The sequence below is a fragment of the Amycolatopsis sp. DSM 110486 genome (genome assembly GCF_019468465.1).
Classification (GTDB): Bacteria; Actinomycetota; Actinomycetes; order Mycobacteriales; family Pseudonocardiaceae; genus Amycolatopsis.
In genome coordinates this window covers 7,304,814-7,322,068 of sequence record NZ_CP080519.1, presented here as the reverse complement: position 1 = coordinate 7,322,068, position 17,255 = coordinate 7,304,814, and the positions used below count along the sequence as shown (strand labels likewise).

Genomic DNA, 17,255 nt, shown 5'->3' with positions numbered 1-17,255 from the left:
ACACTCAGGCGAGGCGGCTGCGGCGGTGGGCGGCCATGCGGACGGGCGCGTTGACGGCGCCGTAGCCCGCGTAGCCGTCGAGGCGTTGCAGGACCTCGAAGAACACGCGCCCGCCGAGAATTTCGGTGAAGAAGTGCAGCAGGACGCCGTGTTCGTCGCGGTCGTAGAGGATCGAGTGGGCGCGCAGGGCGTCGAGCAGGTCCGGCGGCGGGGCCAAGCGGGCGTCGAGGTCGTCGTAGTAGTTGCCGGGGATCGGCAGGAGTGGGGCGCCGAGGGCGCGCATCGCGCGGGCGCTGGCGAGCGCGTCGGCCGTCGTGAAGGCGATGTGCTGCGGTTCGCGCACGCCCGGGGCCCAGTCGCCGCGGCGCAGCAGGGCGGAGTCCAGGGCGATGCGCACGGTGCCGCCGCTGACCGTGCGGCTGCGCACCAGACCGAACGGCGCGGCGAACTCCGTGACCGGATCCGGTTCGAGGCCGAGCACCGCGCGGTAGAACAGCGCGGCCTCGTCGAAGTGGTCGAACGGCTGCGTCAGCGACACGTGGTCCACACCCGTCACTCCGGCGTCGACGGTTTTTCCCGCCACGGCGGCGAAATCGTCGAGCCAGCTGTCGCCGGGACCGGTGCGGCAGAAGAACACCGAGGTGCCGTCGGGCGCGGCGACCGCGGACAGATCGGCCTCTCCCGCGCTGTGCGTGCGCGGCAGCACCGGCGCGAGCAGCCGCTGCGCACGGTCCGCCGAGGTCACCGGGTCCGCGCTCTCCACCCCCAGCGCGGCCACGGAGGCGGTCTCCTCGGCCGCGGCGGAGGAGTTCACGAGGATCCGCGCTTCGCCCTGCTGCCACAGTGCAACGGGTTTGGTCCGGTGCTGCCCGACGTGCGCGAAACCGAGTGCCGCCAACGCCTGCCCGACCTCGGCACCGGCCGTGGCGATCTCCGTGAACGCGTGCCCGCTCAACGCTGGTGCGGCCGGCAACGTCGTCGTGCCGAGCGATTCCTCCAGCGCCAGCAGCGATCGCATGGCGTCGACGGCGGCCGGGCCGGGGTCGGCCTGGCGGAACACGTCGTTGAACACCTCCAGCGACAGCGGCCCGTCGTAACCGGCCGCACGCACGTGGCCGGTGAAGGCCGTGAGGTCGAACGCGCCCTGGCCCGGGAAGAGCCGGTGGTGGCGGCTCCACTGCAGCACGTCCATCTCCAGCCGCGGCGCGTCGGCCAGCTGGAGGAAGAACAGCTTCTCCCCCGGGATCGTCCGGATCGCGGCGGGATCACTGCCCCTGGACAGGATGTGGAAGCTGTCGAGGCACAGCCCGAGCGCGGGGTGCGCGGCGCGGCGCACGATCCGCCACGAGTGCTCGTAGGAGTTCACGAACCGGCCCCACGCCAGGGCTTCGTACGCGATCCGCAACCCACGCGCGGCGGCGCGCTCGGCCAGCGTGTGCAGCTGCTCGGCGGCGAGATCGTCGTCGTCCACCGCGTCCGGGGACACCGAGGAGCACACGAGCATCGTGTCCGCGCCGAGCTGCTCCATCACGTCGAACTTGAGCTCCGCGCGGCGCAGGTTCGCCGCGAGCACGGCGGGAGCCACGGCCTCGAAGTCGCGGAACGGCTGGTAGAGGTCCACCGACAGGCCGAGGTCCGCGCAGTGCTCGCGCACCTGCTTCGGCGACCACGGCGAGGCGAGGAGGTCGCTCTCGAAGATCTCCACGCCGTCGAACCCGGCGGCCGCGGCGGCGGTCAGCTTGTCCTCGAGCGTGCCGGACAGGCAGACGGTGGCGATCGCGCGACGGAACTCAGTCTGCACTTCAGTCGAGGACATCGGCGGGTTCCCTTTCCCCTGGGGCGGCGAGGCGGTCGAAGTGCCGCCGCATGCGGGCGGCGTCGGGTTCGGCGCCGGTGAACAACGCGAGCGCGTCGGCGGCCTGGAACACGGCCATCCGGCCGCCGTCGAGCACGCGGCAGCCGCGTTCGGAGGCGACGCGCACGAGCTCCGTCTCCAGCGGCCGGTACACGACCTCCGCGACCCACAGCCGCGGGTCCAGCAGCTCGGCCGGCAGCGGCAGGCCCGGGTGCGCGGCCATGCCGACGGGAGTGGCGTGGACCAGACCGTCAGCGGTGGCCAGGGCCGACGCCACCGAGCCGCCGGCCGAAGCCCGCTCCGCACCGAAGCGCGCTTGCAGTGCCGCGGCGAGCGCCTCGGCCCGCGCGGGGTCCAGGTCGAGCACGCGCACGCGGCCCGCGCCGAGCGTGAGCAGGCCGTGGGCGACGGCCGCTCCGGCACCGCCCGCGCCCAGCAGCACGACGGAGCCCAGCGGCACGCCCGGCAGCCCCGTTTCGAGACCACGCGCGAAGCCGGACCAGTCGGTGTTGTGCCCGGCCGCCGTGCCTTCGCGGAACACCACGGTGTTCACGGCGGCGAGCGCGGCGGCGTCGGCCGACAGCTCGTCGAGGTAGTCCAGCACGACCTGCTTGCACGGGTGCGTCACGTTGAGCCCGGCGTAGCCCGCGGCACGCGCGGCCGCCACCACCTCGCCCGCGGCGTTCGCGGGCAGGCCCCAGTCGTCGAGGTCGAAGCGGCCGTAGGCGAGCCGCACGCCGAGCCGGCGCGCCTCGGCCTCGTGCAGCGGCGGGCTCAGCGACGGGCCGATGCCCGAACCGACGAGCCCGGCGAGCACGGTGCCCGGGCCGGAGCGGCGGGCGTGCTCGCGGACCGCGTCCACGACCGTGGCTGGGTACACAGGTTTCCTTTCGACGAGCCGGTGGTGCCGGGCGGGTTCGCGGCGAAGCGGCCTACAGTGGGACGAGATCCGTCCGGAGGGAGAAGGGACGTCCGTGGCCGCACCGTCGCCGGAAGACGCCGCCGGGAAAGACCGCACCCGCGACGCGGAGCGGACCAGGGCCGAGATCCTCGACGTCGCCGCCGCGGAGTTCGCCGAGAAGGGCTACGACGGCGCCCGTGTGGAGGAAATCGCGGCGAAGACCCGCACCACCAAGCGGATGATCTACTACTACTTCACCAGCAAGGACCAGCTCTTCGTCACGGTGCTGGAGCGGGCCTACACGGTGATCCGCTCGCTGGAGCAGGAGCTCGACGTCGACCACCTCGACCCGGTCGACGCGATCCGCCAGCTCGCCGAGCTCACCTTCGACCACCACGAGTCCCACCCCGGCTTCGTGCGGCTGGTGAGCATCGAGAACATCCACCGCGCCGAGCACATCGCGCGTTCCACCACATTGTCGACGCTCGCCAACCCGGCGCTCGACGTGCTCACCCGCATTCTCGAACGCGGCCGCGCGGCCGGGCTCTTCCGCGAGGACGTGGACGCGCTCGACGTGCACATGGCCATCAGCGCGTTCTGCGTGTTCCGCACCGCGAACCGCTACACGTTCAACGCGATCTTCGGCCGCGACCTGCTCGACCCGGCCACGCGCGAGCACCACCGGCGCATGCTCGGCGACCTGCTCGTGAGCTACCTGACCGCGAGCTGAGGCCCTCACGCGATCCTCGCGATCCGGCCGGACGGGTGGGTCGGGTAGCGGTCGAGCACGCGCGGATCGTGGCCCGGCAGGAAGATCCCCGACGCCCCGGCCAGCTCCCGGATGCGGTCGAACCCGCCATACACCCCGGTGGTCGAGTGCAGCAACGGCGCGGGGAGGTCGGCCTCGAGGTTCTCGTAGAAGTGGCTGGCGTCGGAGGCGACCACGACCGGGCCGGCCGCGGTGGCGATCCGCACCACCTGCGTGCCGGCGGTGTGCCCGCCGACGAGGTGGACGCTGAGACCGGGAACGACGTCGGCGTCACCGTCGACGAGCCGCAGGCGGTCGTGGGCCCGGAGCCGGTGCAGCTCGACCTCGTCCAGCAGCCAGTGTTCGCGCGTGATGCGCGTGGCCCACGGCCCGGTCCAGTAGTCCATTTCGGACTGCTGCACGACGCAGGTCGCGTCCGGGAAGGCGCTCGCCCGGCCGGCGTGGTCGTAGTGCAAGTGGGTGAGCACCACGTGGTCCACGCCTTCGGGCTCGACGCCGAACTCCGCGAGCACAGCCAGCGGGTCGGTGTACTCCAGCCCGGGCACTTCCGCCGCGCGCCGCGGGTGCATCCCGGCGTCGACGAGCACCGTGTGCTCCGGTGAGACGGCGAGCCACACGTAGTACGCCGTCGGGTGCGGCTCGGTGGAATCCTTGCGGTAGCCCAGGAAGTGGTCTCCGCGGACGCCGTCGCGCCGGGCGTAGCACAGGGCGTGGACCTCGAACGTGCTCACTTCTGGACGCCGACCTCACTCGCCTGCCGCGCCGGCGCGTTCTTCAGGCCGAGCAACGCGGTCGGGACGCGGTAGGTCTCGCGGCCGGTGGCCACGGCGATCGCGTTGACCACGCACAGACCCGCGGTGAAGATCGCGACGCCGAGCCACGCGCCCCGCCCGTCACCGGCGACGGCCGCTGCCACGCTCGGCAGGAAACCGCTGATGGCGAAGCCGATCTGCGTGCCGATCGCGGTGCCCGACAGGCGCACGCGGGCCGGGAACATCTCGCCGTAGAACGAGGGCCAGATGGCGCTCGTCGCGGTGTAGACGATGCCGAACATGCCGATGCCGAGCACGAAGATCCACACGTAGCTGCCGGCGGCGATCGCGCCGAGGTAGCCGAAGATGAGCACCGCGCAGCCCAGCGAGCCCGCGATGAAGATCTTCCTGCGGCCCTTGCGGTCGGACAGCTTGGCCCACAGCGGAATCGAGATCACGGCCGCGACGTTGGCGAGCACGCCGACCCACAGCATCGGCGTTTTGCTCAGCCCCACCGTGTTCACGGCGTAGCTCAACGCGTAGACGGTGAAGATCGTGCTGACGGAGGCGATGAGCGCGGCGACGATCACACGCAGGACGTCGGCCCAGTGGTCGCGCAGCAGCACGGCGAGCGGCAGCCGGACGACCTCGCCGGCGGCGACCTCCTCGCGGAACACCGGCGTCTCCTCCACCGATCGGCGAATGAAGTACCCGACCGCGACCATCACGGCGCTGAGCCAGAACGGCACGCGCCAGCCCCACGACAACAGCGCGTCCTGCGGCAGCGCGGCGACGGGCAGGAACACCGCCGTGGCCACGATCTGGCCGGCTTGGGTGCCGCTGAGGGTGAAGCTCGTGTAGTACGCGCGGCGGTGTTCCGGCGCGTGCTCCAGGCTCATCGAGTTGGCGCTGGCCTGCTCGCCGCCGGCGGAAAGCCCTTGCAGCAGCCGCAAAACGACGAGCAGCACCGGCGACGCGACGCCGAGCGCTTCGTAGCTGGGCAGGCAGCCGACGAGCACTGTGGACAGACCCATGAGCAGCAGCGTCGCGATGAGCACGCGTTTGCGGCCGAACCGGTCGCCCAGGTGGCCGAGCAGCAGCGCGCCGAGGGGACGCGTGACGTAGCCGACGCCGAACGTCGACAAGGCCAGCAGCGTGCCCGCGGCCGGTGAGGACGCCGGGAAGAAGATCTTGCCGAAGACCAGCGCGGCCGCGGTGCCGTAGATGAAGAAGTCGTAGTACTCGAGCGCGCTGCCGATCCAGGCGGCGAGCGCCGCTTTCGCGGGCCGGCCCGCGGCGGGCGCCGCTCGATCTCCTCGACCGTTCACTTTTGTCTCCTCTGCGGTGCACCGTTGCCTCGCCCGACGGCTAATGTACCGTGCGGTTAATTAGAGAGAGTGAAGGGCGCACCCGAGGTTGTCAAGGACGAGTTTCGACACAAGATCGACTCCGTCCGGGCGCGACGGACCGCGGAGCGATCCTGTGTGGAGAGTGCGCGAAACGCACCGGAAACCCATGGTGGTCAGGGGTTTCCGGCCGGTCGGGTGTGCTACGGCCGGAGGTTCTCCACCTCGACCGGCTCGATGGCCTCGCCCTCGGGGAGGTCGAAGCCGAGGATCTGGCTGTAGAAGCTCAGCTCCGCGTCGAGGGCCCGGCGGATGTTCTCCGCGCGGCGGAAGCCGTGCTGCTCGCCTTCGAAGAGGAGGTAGGCGACGGGCACCTTGCGCGAGCGCAGGGCGTCGACGATGAGCTCCGACTGGTTGGGCGGCACGACGGGGTCGTCGGCGCCCTGCAGCACGAGCAGAGGCTGGGTGAAGGCGTCGACGTGCTGGATCGGCGAGCGGTCGAGGTACACGTCGCGCAGCTCGGGATACGGGCCGATCAGGCGGTCGAGGTAGCGGCTCTCGAACTTGTGCGTGTCGGCCGCCAATGCCTGGAGGTCGGCGACGCCGAAGAGATCGGTGCCGGCGGCGAAGGGCGTGTCCGCACGCGAAAGGGCGGCCAGCACGGTGTATCCGCCGGCCGAGCCGCCCCGGATGAGGAGCTTGTCACCGTCGACGCGGCCTTCGGCGGCGAGCCAGCGTACGGCCGCGATGCAGTCGGCGACGTCGAGGATTCCCCACGTGCCGTGGAGTTCCTCGCGGTAGGCGCGGCCGAAGCCGGTGGAGCCGGCGTAGTTCACGTCCACGACACCGAACCCGCGGCTGGTCCAGTACTGGATCGCCGGCGACAGCACGGGAACCGCGTGCGACGTCGGTCCACCGTGGACGACCACGACGACCGGCGGCTTCGACCCCGCGGGACCCTCGAAGTCCGGGTTCGCGGGCGGGTAGAACAACGCGTGGGACACGCGCTCGCCCGACGGGAAGTCGATCGCCTCGGGCGCGGACACGTACTCGGCGCCGATCCCGGTGTCGCGGGGTTCTCGCACGGTGGCGACCTTGCCCTCGGCGGTCAGCGTGTACACGCTCGGCTCGGCGGTGGGCGAGCCGGCGATGAGGAGCAGCTCGTCGCCGCCGGACGGGCGCAGCACGCTGATCGCGGTGAACGGGGTGTCGAGGTCGGTCACGGTGCCGTCCGGGCTCGCGAGGGCGAGCCCGTCGATGCCGCCGGACCAGCGGGCGAACACCACGCGGTGGTCGGCCAGCACCACGTACCGGCCCGTGCCCAGGCCCCAGGCCGGCACGCCGATCTCGGCGTCGAGCACGACCACCGGCTCGACGGTGCCGCTCTCGCCGAGCCGGTAGAGGTTCCACCAGCCGGTGCGGTCGGACAGGAAGTACAGCGTGCCATCGGCGTGCCACCGCGGCTCGGACACCGACTCCCCCGGCCCGCCCGCGACCACGGTCTCCTCGCCGGTGGCCAGGTCGCGCACGCGCAGCTCGGTCGAGTCCCACGGCATGTTCGGGTGGTCCCACGCGACCCACGCGAGCTTCCCCGCGTCGGGCGAGAAGCGCGGGCTCGCGACGAAGTCCGGGCCGGACACGAGCACCTCGGGCTCGGCTCCTTCGGTGAGCAGCACGATCTCGTTGCGCACGTCGGCCGCGCCCCGGCTCGTTTTCGGGTGGTGCTCCCGCACCACGGCCAGGCGCGTCCCGTCGGCGGTCAGGTCGCCGTCGGCGTACCGATCGCCGCGCGGGACCTCGGGCTCGGGGGTGACGGCTTCCGGCTCGCCGTCGCGGTCGAGGCGGTACAGCCGCTGATCGGCCCAGTTGGCGAACCACACCACGCCGTCGCGCACCCACCAGTCGGCCCCGCCGTACTCGTGTACCGACGTCCGCGCCCCGAACCCGTCCGGCAGCAGGTCGGCGGTGCTCCCGTCGGCTTCCCGCCGCACGAGCTGCACCCGCCCACCCTCCGCAGGCCTCGCCTCCGACCACACCACGGCCCGCCCGTCGGCGCGCACATCCGTGACGCGCACGGCGCTCTGCGTGATCAGGTCGGCGGTGAACGGCGTGGCCCAGGAACCGAACTCGGAGATCTGCACGGCGCCACGCTAGCCGATCTCCCGCACGCCGGGGGCCGCGTTGCACCCGTTGCCCCGCGGCAGTGCCGGATCGGCCCCCGGCTCACACGGCGTACGTGTAGTCCGGCACGTCCGTGACGAACATGTACCCCGGCGCGTGCGTGATCGCGAACGGCGGCTTCGACCGCATGATCGCGGCCTGCGGGGTCACGCCGCACGCCCAGAACACCGGCACCTCGCCCTCGCGGATCTCCACCGGGTCACCGAAGTCCGGCTTCGACAGGTCCTCGATACCGAGGGCTTCGGGCGCTCCGATGTGGACCGGCGCGCCGTGCACGGACGGGAACTGGCCGGAGATGCGCACGGCGTCGGCGACGCGGTCTGCGGCGATCGGGCGCATCGAGACGACCATGGGACCGCTCAGGCGGCCCGCGGGGGCGCACTCGCGGGAAGTCTTGTACATCGAGACGTTCTGGCCCTTGCTGATGTGGCGAACCTCGATGCCCGCGGCGACCATGGGCGTCTCGAACGTGTAGCTGCAGCCGATGAGGAACGTGACGAGGTCGTCGTTCCAGTACTCCAGCACGTCGTCCGGCTCGTCGACCAGCTCGCCGTCGCGCCAGACGCGGTAGGCGCCGACGTCGGTGCGCAGGTCGGCACCCGGCGCGAGGTCGGTGTGGGGGCTGCCGGTGTCGGTGACGCCGATGATCGGGCACGGCTTGGGGTTGCGCTGGCCGAACAGGAGCGCGTCGTAGGCGTATTCGCGCGGCACGATGATCATGTTGGCCTGGGCGTAGCCCGGCGCCCAGCCTGCGGTCGGCACGCGCAGGCCGCCGCGGAAGGCTTCGCGGGATTCGGCCGGGCTCAGAGCGGGGGTGACAGTCATCAGCAACTCCTCAGGAGAAGATCGAACCGAGTGAGGTCAGGGATTCCACGGCGGCGTACGCGGTGAACAGCCAGGCGGCGATGCCGACGCCGAGCAGCACCTTCGGGTAGCGGTAGCCCGCGATCAGGTCGCGGCGGCGCAGCGCCACCCACAGGATGATGGCCAGGCCGATGGGCAGCACGAGCCCGTTGATCGCGCCCGCGAACACCAGCATCGACTGCGGCGTCTGACCCGCGGCGATGAAGATGATCGTCGCGAGGCCGATCAGCACGATCACGGCGCGGTTGAAGTGCGTGCGCACGGGCTTGACGTAGGACTGCAGGAACGTGGCGGTGGTGTAGGAGTTGCCGATCACGCTCGTCATCCCGGCGGCCCAGAACACCAGGCCGAACAGGTGCAGCCCCACCGTGCCGAACGCGGAGAGGAACGCCGAGCCCGCGGCGTCGTTCTTGTTCGCCAGCGTCGCGCCGGTCGCGACCACGCCGAAGAAGCCGAGGAACAGCACGATCCGCAGCACGCAGGCCACGAGGATGCCGGTCCACGCGCCGCGGTTGATGCGCTTGAGGTTCGCCACACCGGTGATGCCGGCGTCGATCAGCCGGTGCGCGCCGGAGTAGGTGATGAACCCGCCGACGGTGCCGCCGATCAGCGTGAGGATGGGCAGGAACGGCAGGCCCTTCGGGTCGACGGTGCCCACGGCGGCCTGGCCCACCGGCGGCGCCGTGGCCACGACCAGCGCGATGATCAGCGCGATCTTCACGAGCCCGAGCACCACCATCACGCGGTCCACTGCCGTGAGCACCGAGCGGACCAGGAAGATCGCGATGGTGAGGATGCCGCTGATGGCCGCGCCGATCCGCGGGTCGATGCCCAGCAGGTTGTGCAGGCCGAGGCCGGTGCCGGCGATGTTTCCGATGTTGAACACGACCGCGCCCAGCACCACGAACACCGTGAGCACCTGGCCGGCGCCCGGGAACACCTTGCTCGCGATGTCCTGCGCGCGCTGCCCCGAGATGCCGAGGATGCGCCATACGTTGAGCTGCACGGCGACGTCGATGATCATCGAGACCACCACCGCGAACGCGAACGAGGCCCCGTAGAGCACGGTGAACGAGGCGGTCTGGGTGATGAACCCCGGTCCCGCCGCGCTCATGGCCATCAGCAGTGCCGCGCCGAACAGCGGCGGCACGCGCAGCCTGCCCGGCCGGGCCTGCCGGTCGTCGGTACTGGTCACGCTGTCCATCCCACTCCTTGGTCCCGATTGGCGGGGGTTGCCACGCAGCTTAAGTTAGACGTCTGACGTCTTACGACCTGTTTCACCATCTGGGAGGTACCCGTGGCGGACACCCTGCCTTCGGTTTGGATCCAGGACCTGACCTGGGAAGAAGTGAGCTCGTACCTGGAGCACGAGCGGATCGTGATCGTGCCGATCGGCAGCACCGAGCAGCACGGCCCGGCCGGTGTGCTGGGAGTCGACTCGTACGTGGCCATCACGTTGGCCGAGGACGTGGCCGAGCGCAAGGGCGTGCTGGTCGCGCCCCCCATCTGGTACGGCGACTCGTCGCACCACGGCGCGTTCCCCGGCACCATCACGGTGCGCCCGGACACGCTGACGCTGCTGATCCGCGACGTCGCCCGCAGCCTCGCGCGCCACGGCTTCACGCGCATCATCCTGCTCAACGGGCACAAGGGCTCGAACCTGCCCGCGCTCAACAGCGCCGTGCGCGTGCTGCACGACGAGGAGCTGCCCGAGGTGCTCTTCGCCGTCGCGGACCCGCTGCACCTCGCGCGGTCGGCCTCGCCGACGATCAAGGAGACCAACGAGCACCACGCCGGTGAGCTCGAGCTCTCCCACGTGCACTACCGCTACCCGGGCAAGATCCGCACCGACCGGCTCACCGACGCCTCCGTCGACTTCGACGCGGTCTTCGGCGGCTTCGTCGGCAACGACCTGTTCGGCCCGGCGCCCGACGGCGTCGAAATCATCTGGTCCGGCGACGAGCAGCGCGCGTTCACCCCGACCGGCTCGTTCAGCTCGTCGAAGGGCCTCTCGGAGGACAAGGGCAAGCGCTACCACGACCACATCGTCGGGCGCCTGGGCGAGCTGGTCGACTGGCTGCGCACGTACAACGGTCCCATCGGCCACCGCGAGGACTGACCCGTGGTCACGCGGATCCACCCCGAACCCGCTCTGCCGGCCGACCTCACGGCGATCACGTCCGACGCGTACCGGCAGGTCAAGGACCGGCTGCGCGAGGTGATCACCCGCCTCGGCGAGGCGGGCCGGCTGCGGCTGCCGTCGGAGGCGGAGCTCTCGTCCGCGCTCGGCGTGAGCCGGGCGACGCTGCGTTCGGCGCTGCAGTCGCTGCAGAAGGAGGGGCGGATCCGCCGGCTGCACGGCCACGGCACGTTCATCAACCGCCACGCGCTGGGCCTCGGCGCCAACCTCGCCGAGGCGGGCGCGTTCATGGACCTGCTCGCGAAAGCCGGTCACGAGGCGTCGGTGAGCACGGCCGACCAGCGGGTGGCGGCGCTCGAGGCGGACATGGCCGCGTCGCTGGAGATCCCGGCCGGCGAGCAGGCGCTGCGGATCGAGCGCGTCTTCGCCGCCGCGGGTGAGCCCGCGGTGCACAGCGTCGACCACTTCCCGGTGCGGCTGCTCGGCGAGGACGCGCGGGCGCTGGAGCCCGCGCAGTCGACGTTCGAGTTCGTGGAGCGCCACCTCGGCCCGCCGGTGTGCTACTCCGTGGCCGAGGTCCGGCCGGTGCTGCCACCGCCGGACGTGGCCGCGGCGCTGAAGATCCCGGCGACGCAGCCGTTGCTTCGGTTGCGCCACACTCACATCCGGGCCGACGAGCTGCCCGTGGCCGTCACGGTCGCGCACGTCAACGACGAATACCTGCGTTTCTCCGTGATCCGGACCTACCTCGATGAGTGAGAGATGACCACACTGGCCAACCCACCGCGGCTCGACCGCAAGGCGTGGGGCGTGCTGGCGCTGACCCTGGTGTTCTGGGTCGCCGACGGCTACGACACGTTCGTGCTGCTGATCACCGCGCGGCCGACGCTCACCGAGCTGCTGCCGCACGACCAGCTGCCGCACCTCACGACGTACCAGGGTTACCTGGTCGCCATCACGCTCGCGGGCTGGGCCACGGGCGGGATCGTCGGCGGCGTGCTCGGCGACCGGCTGGGCCGGCGGCGGACCATGATCGTGGCCGTCGCCGTGTACAGCGTCTTCACGGCGTGCTCGGCGTTGTCCGGGAACTGGTGGATCTTCGGGCTCACGCGGTTCCTCACCGGGCTCGGGATCGGCGCCGAGTGGGGTGTGGGCACTTCGCTGCTGCAGGAGGTGTGGCCGGAGCGGTGGCGCGCCCGGGGCGCCGGCTTGCTGCAGGCGGGGTTCTCCGTCGGCGGCGTGCTCGTGTCGGGCCTGTGGGTGCTGCTCGGCTCGACGCTCGGGCTGTCGTGGCGCTGGATGTACCTGTTCGGGGTGATTCCGCTCGTGGTGGTGCTGCTGGTGCGCCGCAGCATCCCCGAATCCCCGCGATGGGCGGCGCAACGCAAGCGAAAAGTCGGGCTGGGTGAGCTGCTGGCGCCCGGCGTGCGGCGCAATTTCCTGGGCGCGCTGGCGGTTTCGATCGCGATCACCGGCGGCTGGTGGGCGGTGAGCTCGTTCCTGCCCAGCTTCGTCGGCGGACTCGTCGACGATCCGAAGCGCGTCGCGTTCTACACGGGCTGGGCCGGGGCGCTGTACAACCTCGGCGAGATCGTGGGCTGCGTCCTGCTCGGGTTCCTGGCCGAGAGCTGGGGCCGCAAGCTCTCGGTCCAGGTGTACTTCGCCGGGTGCGTGGCGATCGTGCCCATCGTGTTCCTGCTGGTGCACGACGCGGCGACCGCCACGTGGCTCCAGCTCATCGCCGGGTTCCTCACCGGCGGCGTGTACAGCTGGTACACCGTGCACACGCCGGAGCTGTTCTCCACGTCGATCCGCGCGACGGCGATCAGCGTGGTGTTCAGCGGTTCGCGGTACCTGGCCATGGCCGGCGCCGTGCTGATCGGCCCGCTGGCCTCGGCCGTGGGCGGATTCGGCCACGCCGCCGCGATCTTCGCCCCGATCTACCTGCTCGGCATTCTCGCCGTGCAGTTCCTGCCCGAGACCAAGGGCAAACCCCTGCCGGACTGAGTGCTTCTCGCCGGACTGAGTGCTTCTCGCTGGAAGAAAGGACCACCCATGACCGTGAAGGTCGACATCCGGGTTCCCGTCGGCCGCCCGCTGCCCGAGCTGACGAAGTTCATCGTGTCGTGTGAAGAGGCCGGGTTCAACGGCGTCGGCGTGCACGACCACCACCACTCGGGCCGCGACGTCTACTCCGCCCTGACGCTGGCCGCGGCGGCGACGTCGAAGCTGCAGCTGTACCCGGCCACCACCAACACGGTGACGCGCCACCCGCTCGTGCTCGCGGCGATCGCGAACTCGCTCGCCGAGATCGGCCCGGGCCGCGTGCTGCTCACGCTCGCGCCGGGGTTCCTCTCCGTCGAGAAGGCGGGCCGCCCGCAGGGGCGGCGTGAGCAGCTCGGCGAGGCGGTCACGGCCATCCGCAAGCTCGTGGCCGGTGAAACGGCCACTGTGGACGGTCACGAGATCAAGATGAACAACGTCGCCAAGCCCGCGCCCGGGATCTTCGTGCTCGCCGCCGGGCCGAAGATGCTGGAGCTGGCCGGCGAGGTCGCCGACGGCGTGGTGATGCTCGCGGGCCTGCACCCGGACAGCATCGAGGCGGCGCGCTCGCACGTGCGCGCGGGTGCCCTGCGGGCTGGCCGGGCGCCGGAGTCGGTGCAGGAGATCCTCATCGTGCCCACGGCGATCGAGCCGTTCGACACCGCGCGCGAGTGGGTGCGGCGCTACTTCCGGCCCGACAAGCCGTTCCTCAACTACCCGAGCACGGCCAACCTGCGGTGGCTGCGCGCGGCCGGTCTCGACATCCCCGAGGACCACGACCCCACCGCGTTCACCTCCGCGCAGGCCAAGGAGATCAGCGACGCGTTCGGGCTCTTCGGGCCCGCCGAGTACTGCGCGGAGCGGCTCCTGCAGGCGCGCGAGGAATCCGGCGTGGAGCACGTGTTCTTCTTCCCGTCGCACACGGCCGAAAGCGGCTACGACCTGCCGGAGGCCGACGTCGCCGCGTTCGCCGACGTGATCGGTCCCCGCCTGGCCGCCGGCTAGTTTCAGTCCCGCACGGGAACCGCTTCGCCCAACGCCTGCACCACGGCCAGCGAGTCGAGGTAGTCGCGCCAGTGCACGACCTTGCCGTCCGCGACGGTGACGATGGAGACGAAGCGGTTCTCGTACGGCCGGCCGGTTTCGACGATCCGGCCGCGCACCGAGTACTCGAGGGTGACCACGGACTTCTCGCGGTCGTGGTGCACGGCCAGGTCGCCGGCTCCGTCGAGCACGATGGCGTCGCCGTAGCCACGGTAGAGCTCGGCCAGCGCCGCGCGGCCTTCGACCCTTTTCGGGTAGCCGGGGACGGTGACGACGAACTCGGTGACGAGATCTTCGGCGAGCAGGTCGAAGAAGTGCTCGCCCTCGGCGAGGCCGGCGAGGCCTTGCTGGACGACACCGAAAAACGGGTCGAGAGCGGCGAAGTCTTCGAGGTGTTCCACGGTCATGGGGCTGTCCTGTTCTCGATCCGGGTGGGTCCCGTAGCCGAGAACGGTAGGACCCGGCACCGACAGTTTCGGCCGCCGCGGCTTCCCTCGATCCGGTGAACCGGCCGCCCCCCCGACGCTACTTCGTCAGCGTCCGCATCAGCTCCACCAGGCCGGAAGCCCCGGCGACGGCCCGGGCTGTCACCGCGTCGGCCGGGGCGTTGCGTTCCGCCATGGCCGCGGCGAAGAGGTCCATGTCCAGGAGTTCGACCTTGCTGAGGTGCTCCGCTTTCTCCGCGGTGATGGCCTCGCCGAGGGCGGAGAGGGTGAAGCTGCCCACGCTGCCGTTCTTCAGGACGGCGACGAGCGACGGGAGGTCCACGTCGAGCGGGAAACCCGCTTCGGCGATGGCCGTGGCCAGCGGGGCGCCTTGGTCGCCAAGGCCGATGAATCCGATCGAAAGAGTCATGCCTCCAGTTTCGGCAAGTGCACGGGCCACCCGGGTAAGCCGACGTTTTCCTGGGAGCGACAGGGCCACTCACGCGGCGAGACTGCCGAGCAGCCCGAGCAGCTCGGCGCTGCGGCTGCCCGGGTCGGCCTGGAACAGGACGAGCGTCACGGCGTCCGTGCCGTCGACGGTGAGCTTCGTCGACCGCAGCTTGAAGTCACCGATCGAAGGGTGCGTCAAGCGGTGCACGCGGCCGGCTCTCGGGCGCACGTCGTGGCGGCCCCACAGCTGCCGGAACCTCGCGCTGCGCACGGAAAGCTCGCCGACGAGTTCCCGCAGCCGCGGGTCGTCGACGTCCGGGCCGACGCGGGCGCGCAGCGTCGCCACGCCCTCGGCCGTCGCCTCCGTCCAGTCGCGGCGCAGCGCGCGTTCCGCGGGGTCGAGGAAGACCGCGCGCAGCAGGTTCACGCCCGGCCGGTAGTTCGGGGACAACGCGGTGGCCGGCGGGTTGGCGGCGAGCACGTTCGTGAGCTTGTCCTGGATATACGCGGGCGTGTCGGTCACGCAGTCCACCAACCGGTCGACGCCGGGCGGCAGGCGCCGGGGCGGGCTCTTCCGGCGCGTCGGGCGGCTCAGGCTCAGCAGGTGCGCGATCGCGTCGCCATCCAGCTGGAGCACACCGGCGAGCGCGCGCAGCACCTGTTCCGACGGGTTGCGGTCACGGCCCTGCTCGAGCCGCAGGTAGTAGTCGGAGCTGATGCCGGCAAGGATCGCCACCTCCTCGCGGCGCAGCCCGGCGACGCGGCGACCGGTCCCGCCGGGCAGCCCCGCGACCTCCGGGCGAACCAGTTCGCGCCGGGCGCGGAGGAATTCGCCCAGCGCGTTCGTCGTGTCCACACCGGCGAAGGTAACCGCGGCCGGCGCCGGAAAACCTGGCCCTGCCACTCCCAGGCTCCGCCACTCCCAGGAACGCAGGGGCCGTCCCATCCCCGGCCCGCGGGCGCATCGTGGAACACGGGCGGGACAACCGTCCGGAAAACCCAGCAGGAAAGGCATCCGACCATGGCCGACAGCGTTCCCGGCGGCACCCTCACCCTCGCCGACGACCTCACCCTCAGCCGCATGGGCTACGGCGCCATGCAGCTGGCCGGCCCCGGCGTCTTCGGTTCCCCCAAGGACCACGACGAGGCGATCGCCGTGCTGCGCGAAGCGGTCGAGCGCGGCATCACCCACATCGACACCAGCGACTTCTACGGCCCGGCCGTGACCAACGAGCTCATCAAGGAAGCGCTGCACCCCTATCCCGCCGACGTGCACATCGTCACGAAGGTCGGCGCGCGCCGCGGCCCCGACGGCGCCTGGATCCCGTCGCTGGAGCCGGAAGACCTCAAGGCGCAGGTACGCGAGAACCTGCAGCACCTCGGCCTCGACGGGCTCGACGTGGTGAACCTGCGCGTCGGCGCCCACGAGGGCACGGACGACACCCCGCTCAGCGACGAGTTCGGCGCGCTGGCCGAGCTGCGCGAGCAGGGCCTGATCCGCCACCTCGGGCTCAGCGGCGTCTCCAGCGCGCAGCTCACCGAGGCGCAGGCCATCGCGCCCGTGGTCACCGTGCAGAACCTGTACAACCTGGTCACCCGCGACGACGACGCCCTGGTGGCGCGCTGCGCCGCGGAGAACATCGCGTTCGCGTCGTTCTTCCCGCTCGGCGGTTTCAGCCCGCTGCAGTCGGAGACGCTGGCCAAGGTCGCCGCGAACCTCGACGCGTCGCCGCAGCAGGTCGCGCTCGCGTGGCTGCTGCAGCGCTCCGCCACGACCGTGCTGATCCCCGGCACGTCGTCGCGCGGGCACCTGCGCGAGAACATCGCGGCGGCCGACCTCGTGCTGCCGGCCGAAGCGGTGGCGGAGCTGGACGCCATCGGCGCCTGAAAGTCCACAGTGGATCCAGATGCGATCGCGGGGCTACGCTCACCGGCGTGATCACCACGGACGGATACCTGTACCTCGTCGACCGCGCACTCGACGGGATGGCGGCCACACTCACCGAGCTCGGCGACGAGCTCGTGAACGCGCGCCCCGAGGCGGCCGGGACGAACTCGCCGTACGCGATCGTCACGCACTGCCTCGGGGTGATGGCGTTCTGGGGCGGCCAGGTCGTGGCCGGCCGCGACGTGGCGCGCGACCGGGCGGCGGAGTTCGAGGCGGCGGGACCCGTCGCGCCGCTGGTGGAGCGGATGCGGGCCCTCCGGGAGCGGTTCGGCGCCGATGTCGCCGGGTGCGCCCCGGAGGCGCCGCCGAAGGGCGAGGTCCCGCCGAAGTACCGCGACACCCCGATCGGTGCGACTCAGGGCGTGGCGCTGCTGCACGTGTACGAGGAGCTGGCCCAGCACCGCGGCCACCTCGACCTCACCCGCGACGTGCTGCTCGGGCGCGTGGAGAAAACCGGGTAGAGCGCTGTGTAGAGGACACGGGAGCGGCTCCGTCCTTACAGTGAGCGTGCCGACGCGCGGCACGCCGGAAGGGCGG

The 17,255-nt window shown here is 71.4% G+C and carries 17 protein-coding genes; 7 read left to right on the top strand and 10 right to left on the bottom strand.

What is annotated here, in order from left to right; translation table 11 throughout:
* Positions 1-4: 4 nt before the first annotated feature.
* Positions 5-1,816: a bifunctional sugar phosphate isomerase/epimerase/4-hydroxyphenylpyruvate dioxygenase family protein gene (locus K1T34_RS35495; protein WP_220239088.1), complete on the bottom strand. Its 1,812-nt coding sequence runs from the start codon at positions 1,814-1,816 to the stop codon at positions 5-7.
* A complete protein-coding gene (locus K1T34_RS35490; RefSeq protein ID WP_370643852.1) occupies positions 1,803-2,672 on the bottom strand; it encodes a shikimate dehydrogenase in 870 nt (289 codons plus the stop codon). Before K1T34_RS35490 ends, K1T34_RS35495 begins: the two co-directional genes overlap by 14 nt.
* A 157-nt stretch (positions 2,673-2,829) precedes the next feature.
* Here K1T34_RS35490 and K1T34_RS35485 point away from each other — a divergent pair, with 157 nt between their 5' ends.
* Positions 2,830-3,486, top strand: coding sequence for a TetR/AcrR family transcriptional regulator (locus tag K1T34_RS35485; protein WP_220239087.1), 657 nt, complete (start codon positions 2,830-2,832; stop codon positions 3,484-3,486).
* Between the two features lie 5 nt (positions 3,487-3,491).
* Here K1T34_RS35485 and K1T34_RS35480 read toward each other — a convergent pair whose 3' ends face one another.
* The 5 genes from K1T34_RS35480 to K1T34_RS35460 all read right to left on the bottom strand — a co-directional run bounded on the left by K1T34_RS35480 (position 3,492) and on the right by K1T34_RS35460 (position 9,872).
* Positions 3,492-4,256 (bottom strand): N-acyl homoserine lactonase family protein, encoded by a 765-nt coding sequence (locus K1T34_RS35480; RefSeq protein ID WP_220239086.1) that lies wholly within the window; start codon positions 4,254-4,256, stop codon positions 3,492-3,494.
* Complete coding sequence (locus tag K1T34_RS35475; protein ID WP_220239085.1) at positions 4,253-5,605, bottom strand: MFS transporter; 1,353 nt, start codon at positions 5,603-5,605, stop codon at positions 4,253-4,255. Before K1T34_RS35475 ends, K1T34_RS35480 begins: the two co-directional genes overlap by 4 nt.
* Positions 5,606-5,826: 221 nt before the next feature.
* Positions 5,827-7,764: a prolyl oligopeptidase family serine peptidase gene (locus tag K1T34_RS35470; protein WP_220239084.1), complete on the bottom strand. Its 1,938-nt coding sequence runs from the start codon at positions 7,762-7,764 to the stop codon at positions 5,827-5,829.
* A gap of 82 nt (positions 7,765-7,846) precedes the next feature.
* On the bottom strand, positions 7,847-8,611 hold the full coding sequence (locus tag K1T34_RS35465; protein WP_220247576.1) for a putative hydro-lyase: 765 nt from the start codon (positions 8,609-8,611) through the stop codon (positions 7,847-7,849).
* Between the two features lie 28 nt (positions 8,612-8,639).
* Complete coding sequence (locus K1T34_RS35460) at positions 8,640-9,872, bottom strand: NRAMP family divalent metal transporter (protein ID WP_220239083.1); 1,233 nt, start codon at positions 9,870-9,872, stop codon at positions 8,640-8,642.
* A 93-nt stretch (positions 9,873-9,965) separates the two neighbouring features.
* Between K1T34_RS35460 and K1T34_RS35455 the strand changes: the two genes are divergently transcribed.
* The 4 genes from K1T34_RS35455 to K1T34_RS35440 are packed head-to-tail and all read left to right on the top strand — an operon-like array spanning position 9,966 to position 13,856.
* A complete protein-coding gene (locus tag K1T34_RS35455) occupies positions 9,966-10,787 on the top strand; it encodes a creatininase family protein (RefSeq protein WP_220239082.1) in 822 nt (273 codons plus the stop codon).
* Between the two features lie 3 nt (positions 10,788-10,790).
* Positions 10,791-11,567, top strand: a complete 777-nt coding sequence (locus K1T34_RS35450; protein WP_220239081.1) for a GntR family transcriptional regulator — start codon at positions 10,791-10,793, stop codon at positions 11,565-11,567.
* A gap of 3 nt (positions 11,568-11,570) precedes the next feature.
* Entirely contained in the window at positions 11,571-12,815 is a 1,245-nt protein-coding gene (locus tag K1T34_RS35445; RefSeq protein WP_220239080.1) for an MFS transporter, read from the top strand.
* A gap of 48 nt (positions 12,816-12,863) precedes the next feature.
* Positions 12,864-13,856, top strand: coding sequence for an LLM class flavin-dependent oxidoreductase (locus tag K1T34_RS35440; RefSeq protein ID WP_220239079.1), 993 nt, complete (start codon positions 12,864-12,866; stop codon positions 13,854-13,856).
* Positions 13,857-13,858: 2 nt separating this feature from the next.
* On the opposite strand, the gene K1T34_RS35435 is transcribed toward K1T34_RS35440, so the two are convergent.
* From K1T34_RS35435 to K1T34_RS35425, 3 genes are all read right to left on the bottom strand, one after another.
* Positions 13,859-14,302, bottom strand: coding sequence for a nuclear transport factor 2 family protein (locus K1T34_RS35435; RefSeq protein WP_220239078.1), 444 nt, complete (start codon positions 14,300-14,302; stop codon positions 13,859-13,861).
* 118 nt (positions 14,303-14,420) lie between these two features.
* Positions 14,421-14,750, bottom strand: a complete 330-nt coding sequence (locus K1T34_RS35430) for a hypothetical protein (RefSeq protein WP_220239077.1) — start codon at positions 14,748-14,750, stop codon at positions 14,421-14,423.
* Between the two features lie 69 nt (positions 14,751-14,819).
* Complete coding sequence (locus K1T34_RS35425) at positions 14,820-15,626, bottom strand: helix-turn-helix transcriptional regulator (protein WP_255637783.1); 807 nt, start codon at positions 15,624-15,626, stop codon at positions 14,820-14,822.
* 165 nt (positions 15,627-15,791) lie between these two features.
* On the opposite strand from K1T34_RS35425, the gene K1T34_RS35420 reads away from it, so the two are divergent.
* The gene (locus K1T34_RS35420) at positions 15,792-16,658 is read left to right on the top strand and encodes an oxidoreductase (RefSeq protein ID WP_220239075.1); all 867 of its coding nucleotides are present in this window, start codon (positions 15,792-15,794) and stop codon (positions 16,656-16,658) included.
* A 47-nt stretch (positions 16,659-16,705) separates the two neighbouring features.
* Positions 16,706-17,179 (top strand): DUF664 domain-containing protein, encoded by a 474-nt coding sequence (locus K1T34_RS35415; protein WP_220239074.1) that lies wholly within the window; start codon positions 16,706-16,708, stop codon positions 17,177-17,179.
* The last annotated feature ends 76 nt before the right edge of the window (positions 17,180-17,255 follow it).

Excerpts from the sequence above, each read along its gene's own strand:
- K1T34_RS35420 (WP_220239075.1), top strand. The coding sequence starts at position 15,792 with ATGGCCGACAGCGTTCCCGGCGGCACCCTCACCCTCGCCGACGACCTC.
- K1T34_RS35440 (WP_220239079.1), top strand. The coding sequence starts at position 12,864 with ATGACCGTGAAGGTCGACATCCGGGTTCCCGTCGGCCGCCCGCTGCCC.
- K1T34_RS35495 (WP_220239088.1), bottom strand. The coding sequence starts at position 1,816 with ATGTCCTCGACTGAAGTGCAGACTGAGTTCCGTCGCGCGATCGCCACC.
- K1T34_RS35460 (WP_220239083.1), bottom strand. The coding sequence starts at position 9,872 with ATGGACAGCGTGACCAGTACCGACGACCGGCAGGCCCGGCCGGGCAGG.
- K1T34_RS35430 (WP_220239077.1), bottom strand. The coding sequence starts at position 14,750 with ATGACTCTTTCGATCGGATTCATCGGCCTTGGCGACCAAGGCGCCCCG.
- K1T34_RS35445 (WP_220239080.1), top strand. The coding sequence starts at position 11,571 with ATGACCACACTGGCCAACCCACCGCGGCTCGACCGCAAGGCGTGGGGC.
- K1T34_RS35435 (WP_220239078.1), bottom strand. The coding sequence starts at position 14,302 with ATGACCGTGGAACACCTCGAAGACTTCGCCGCTCTCGACCCGTTTTTC.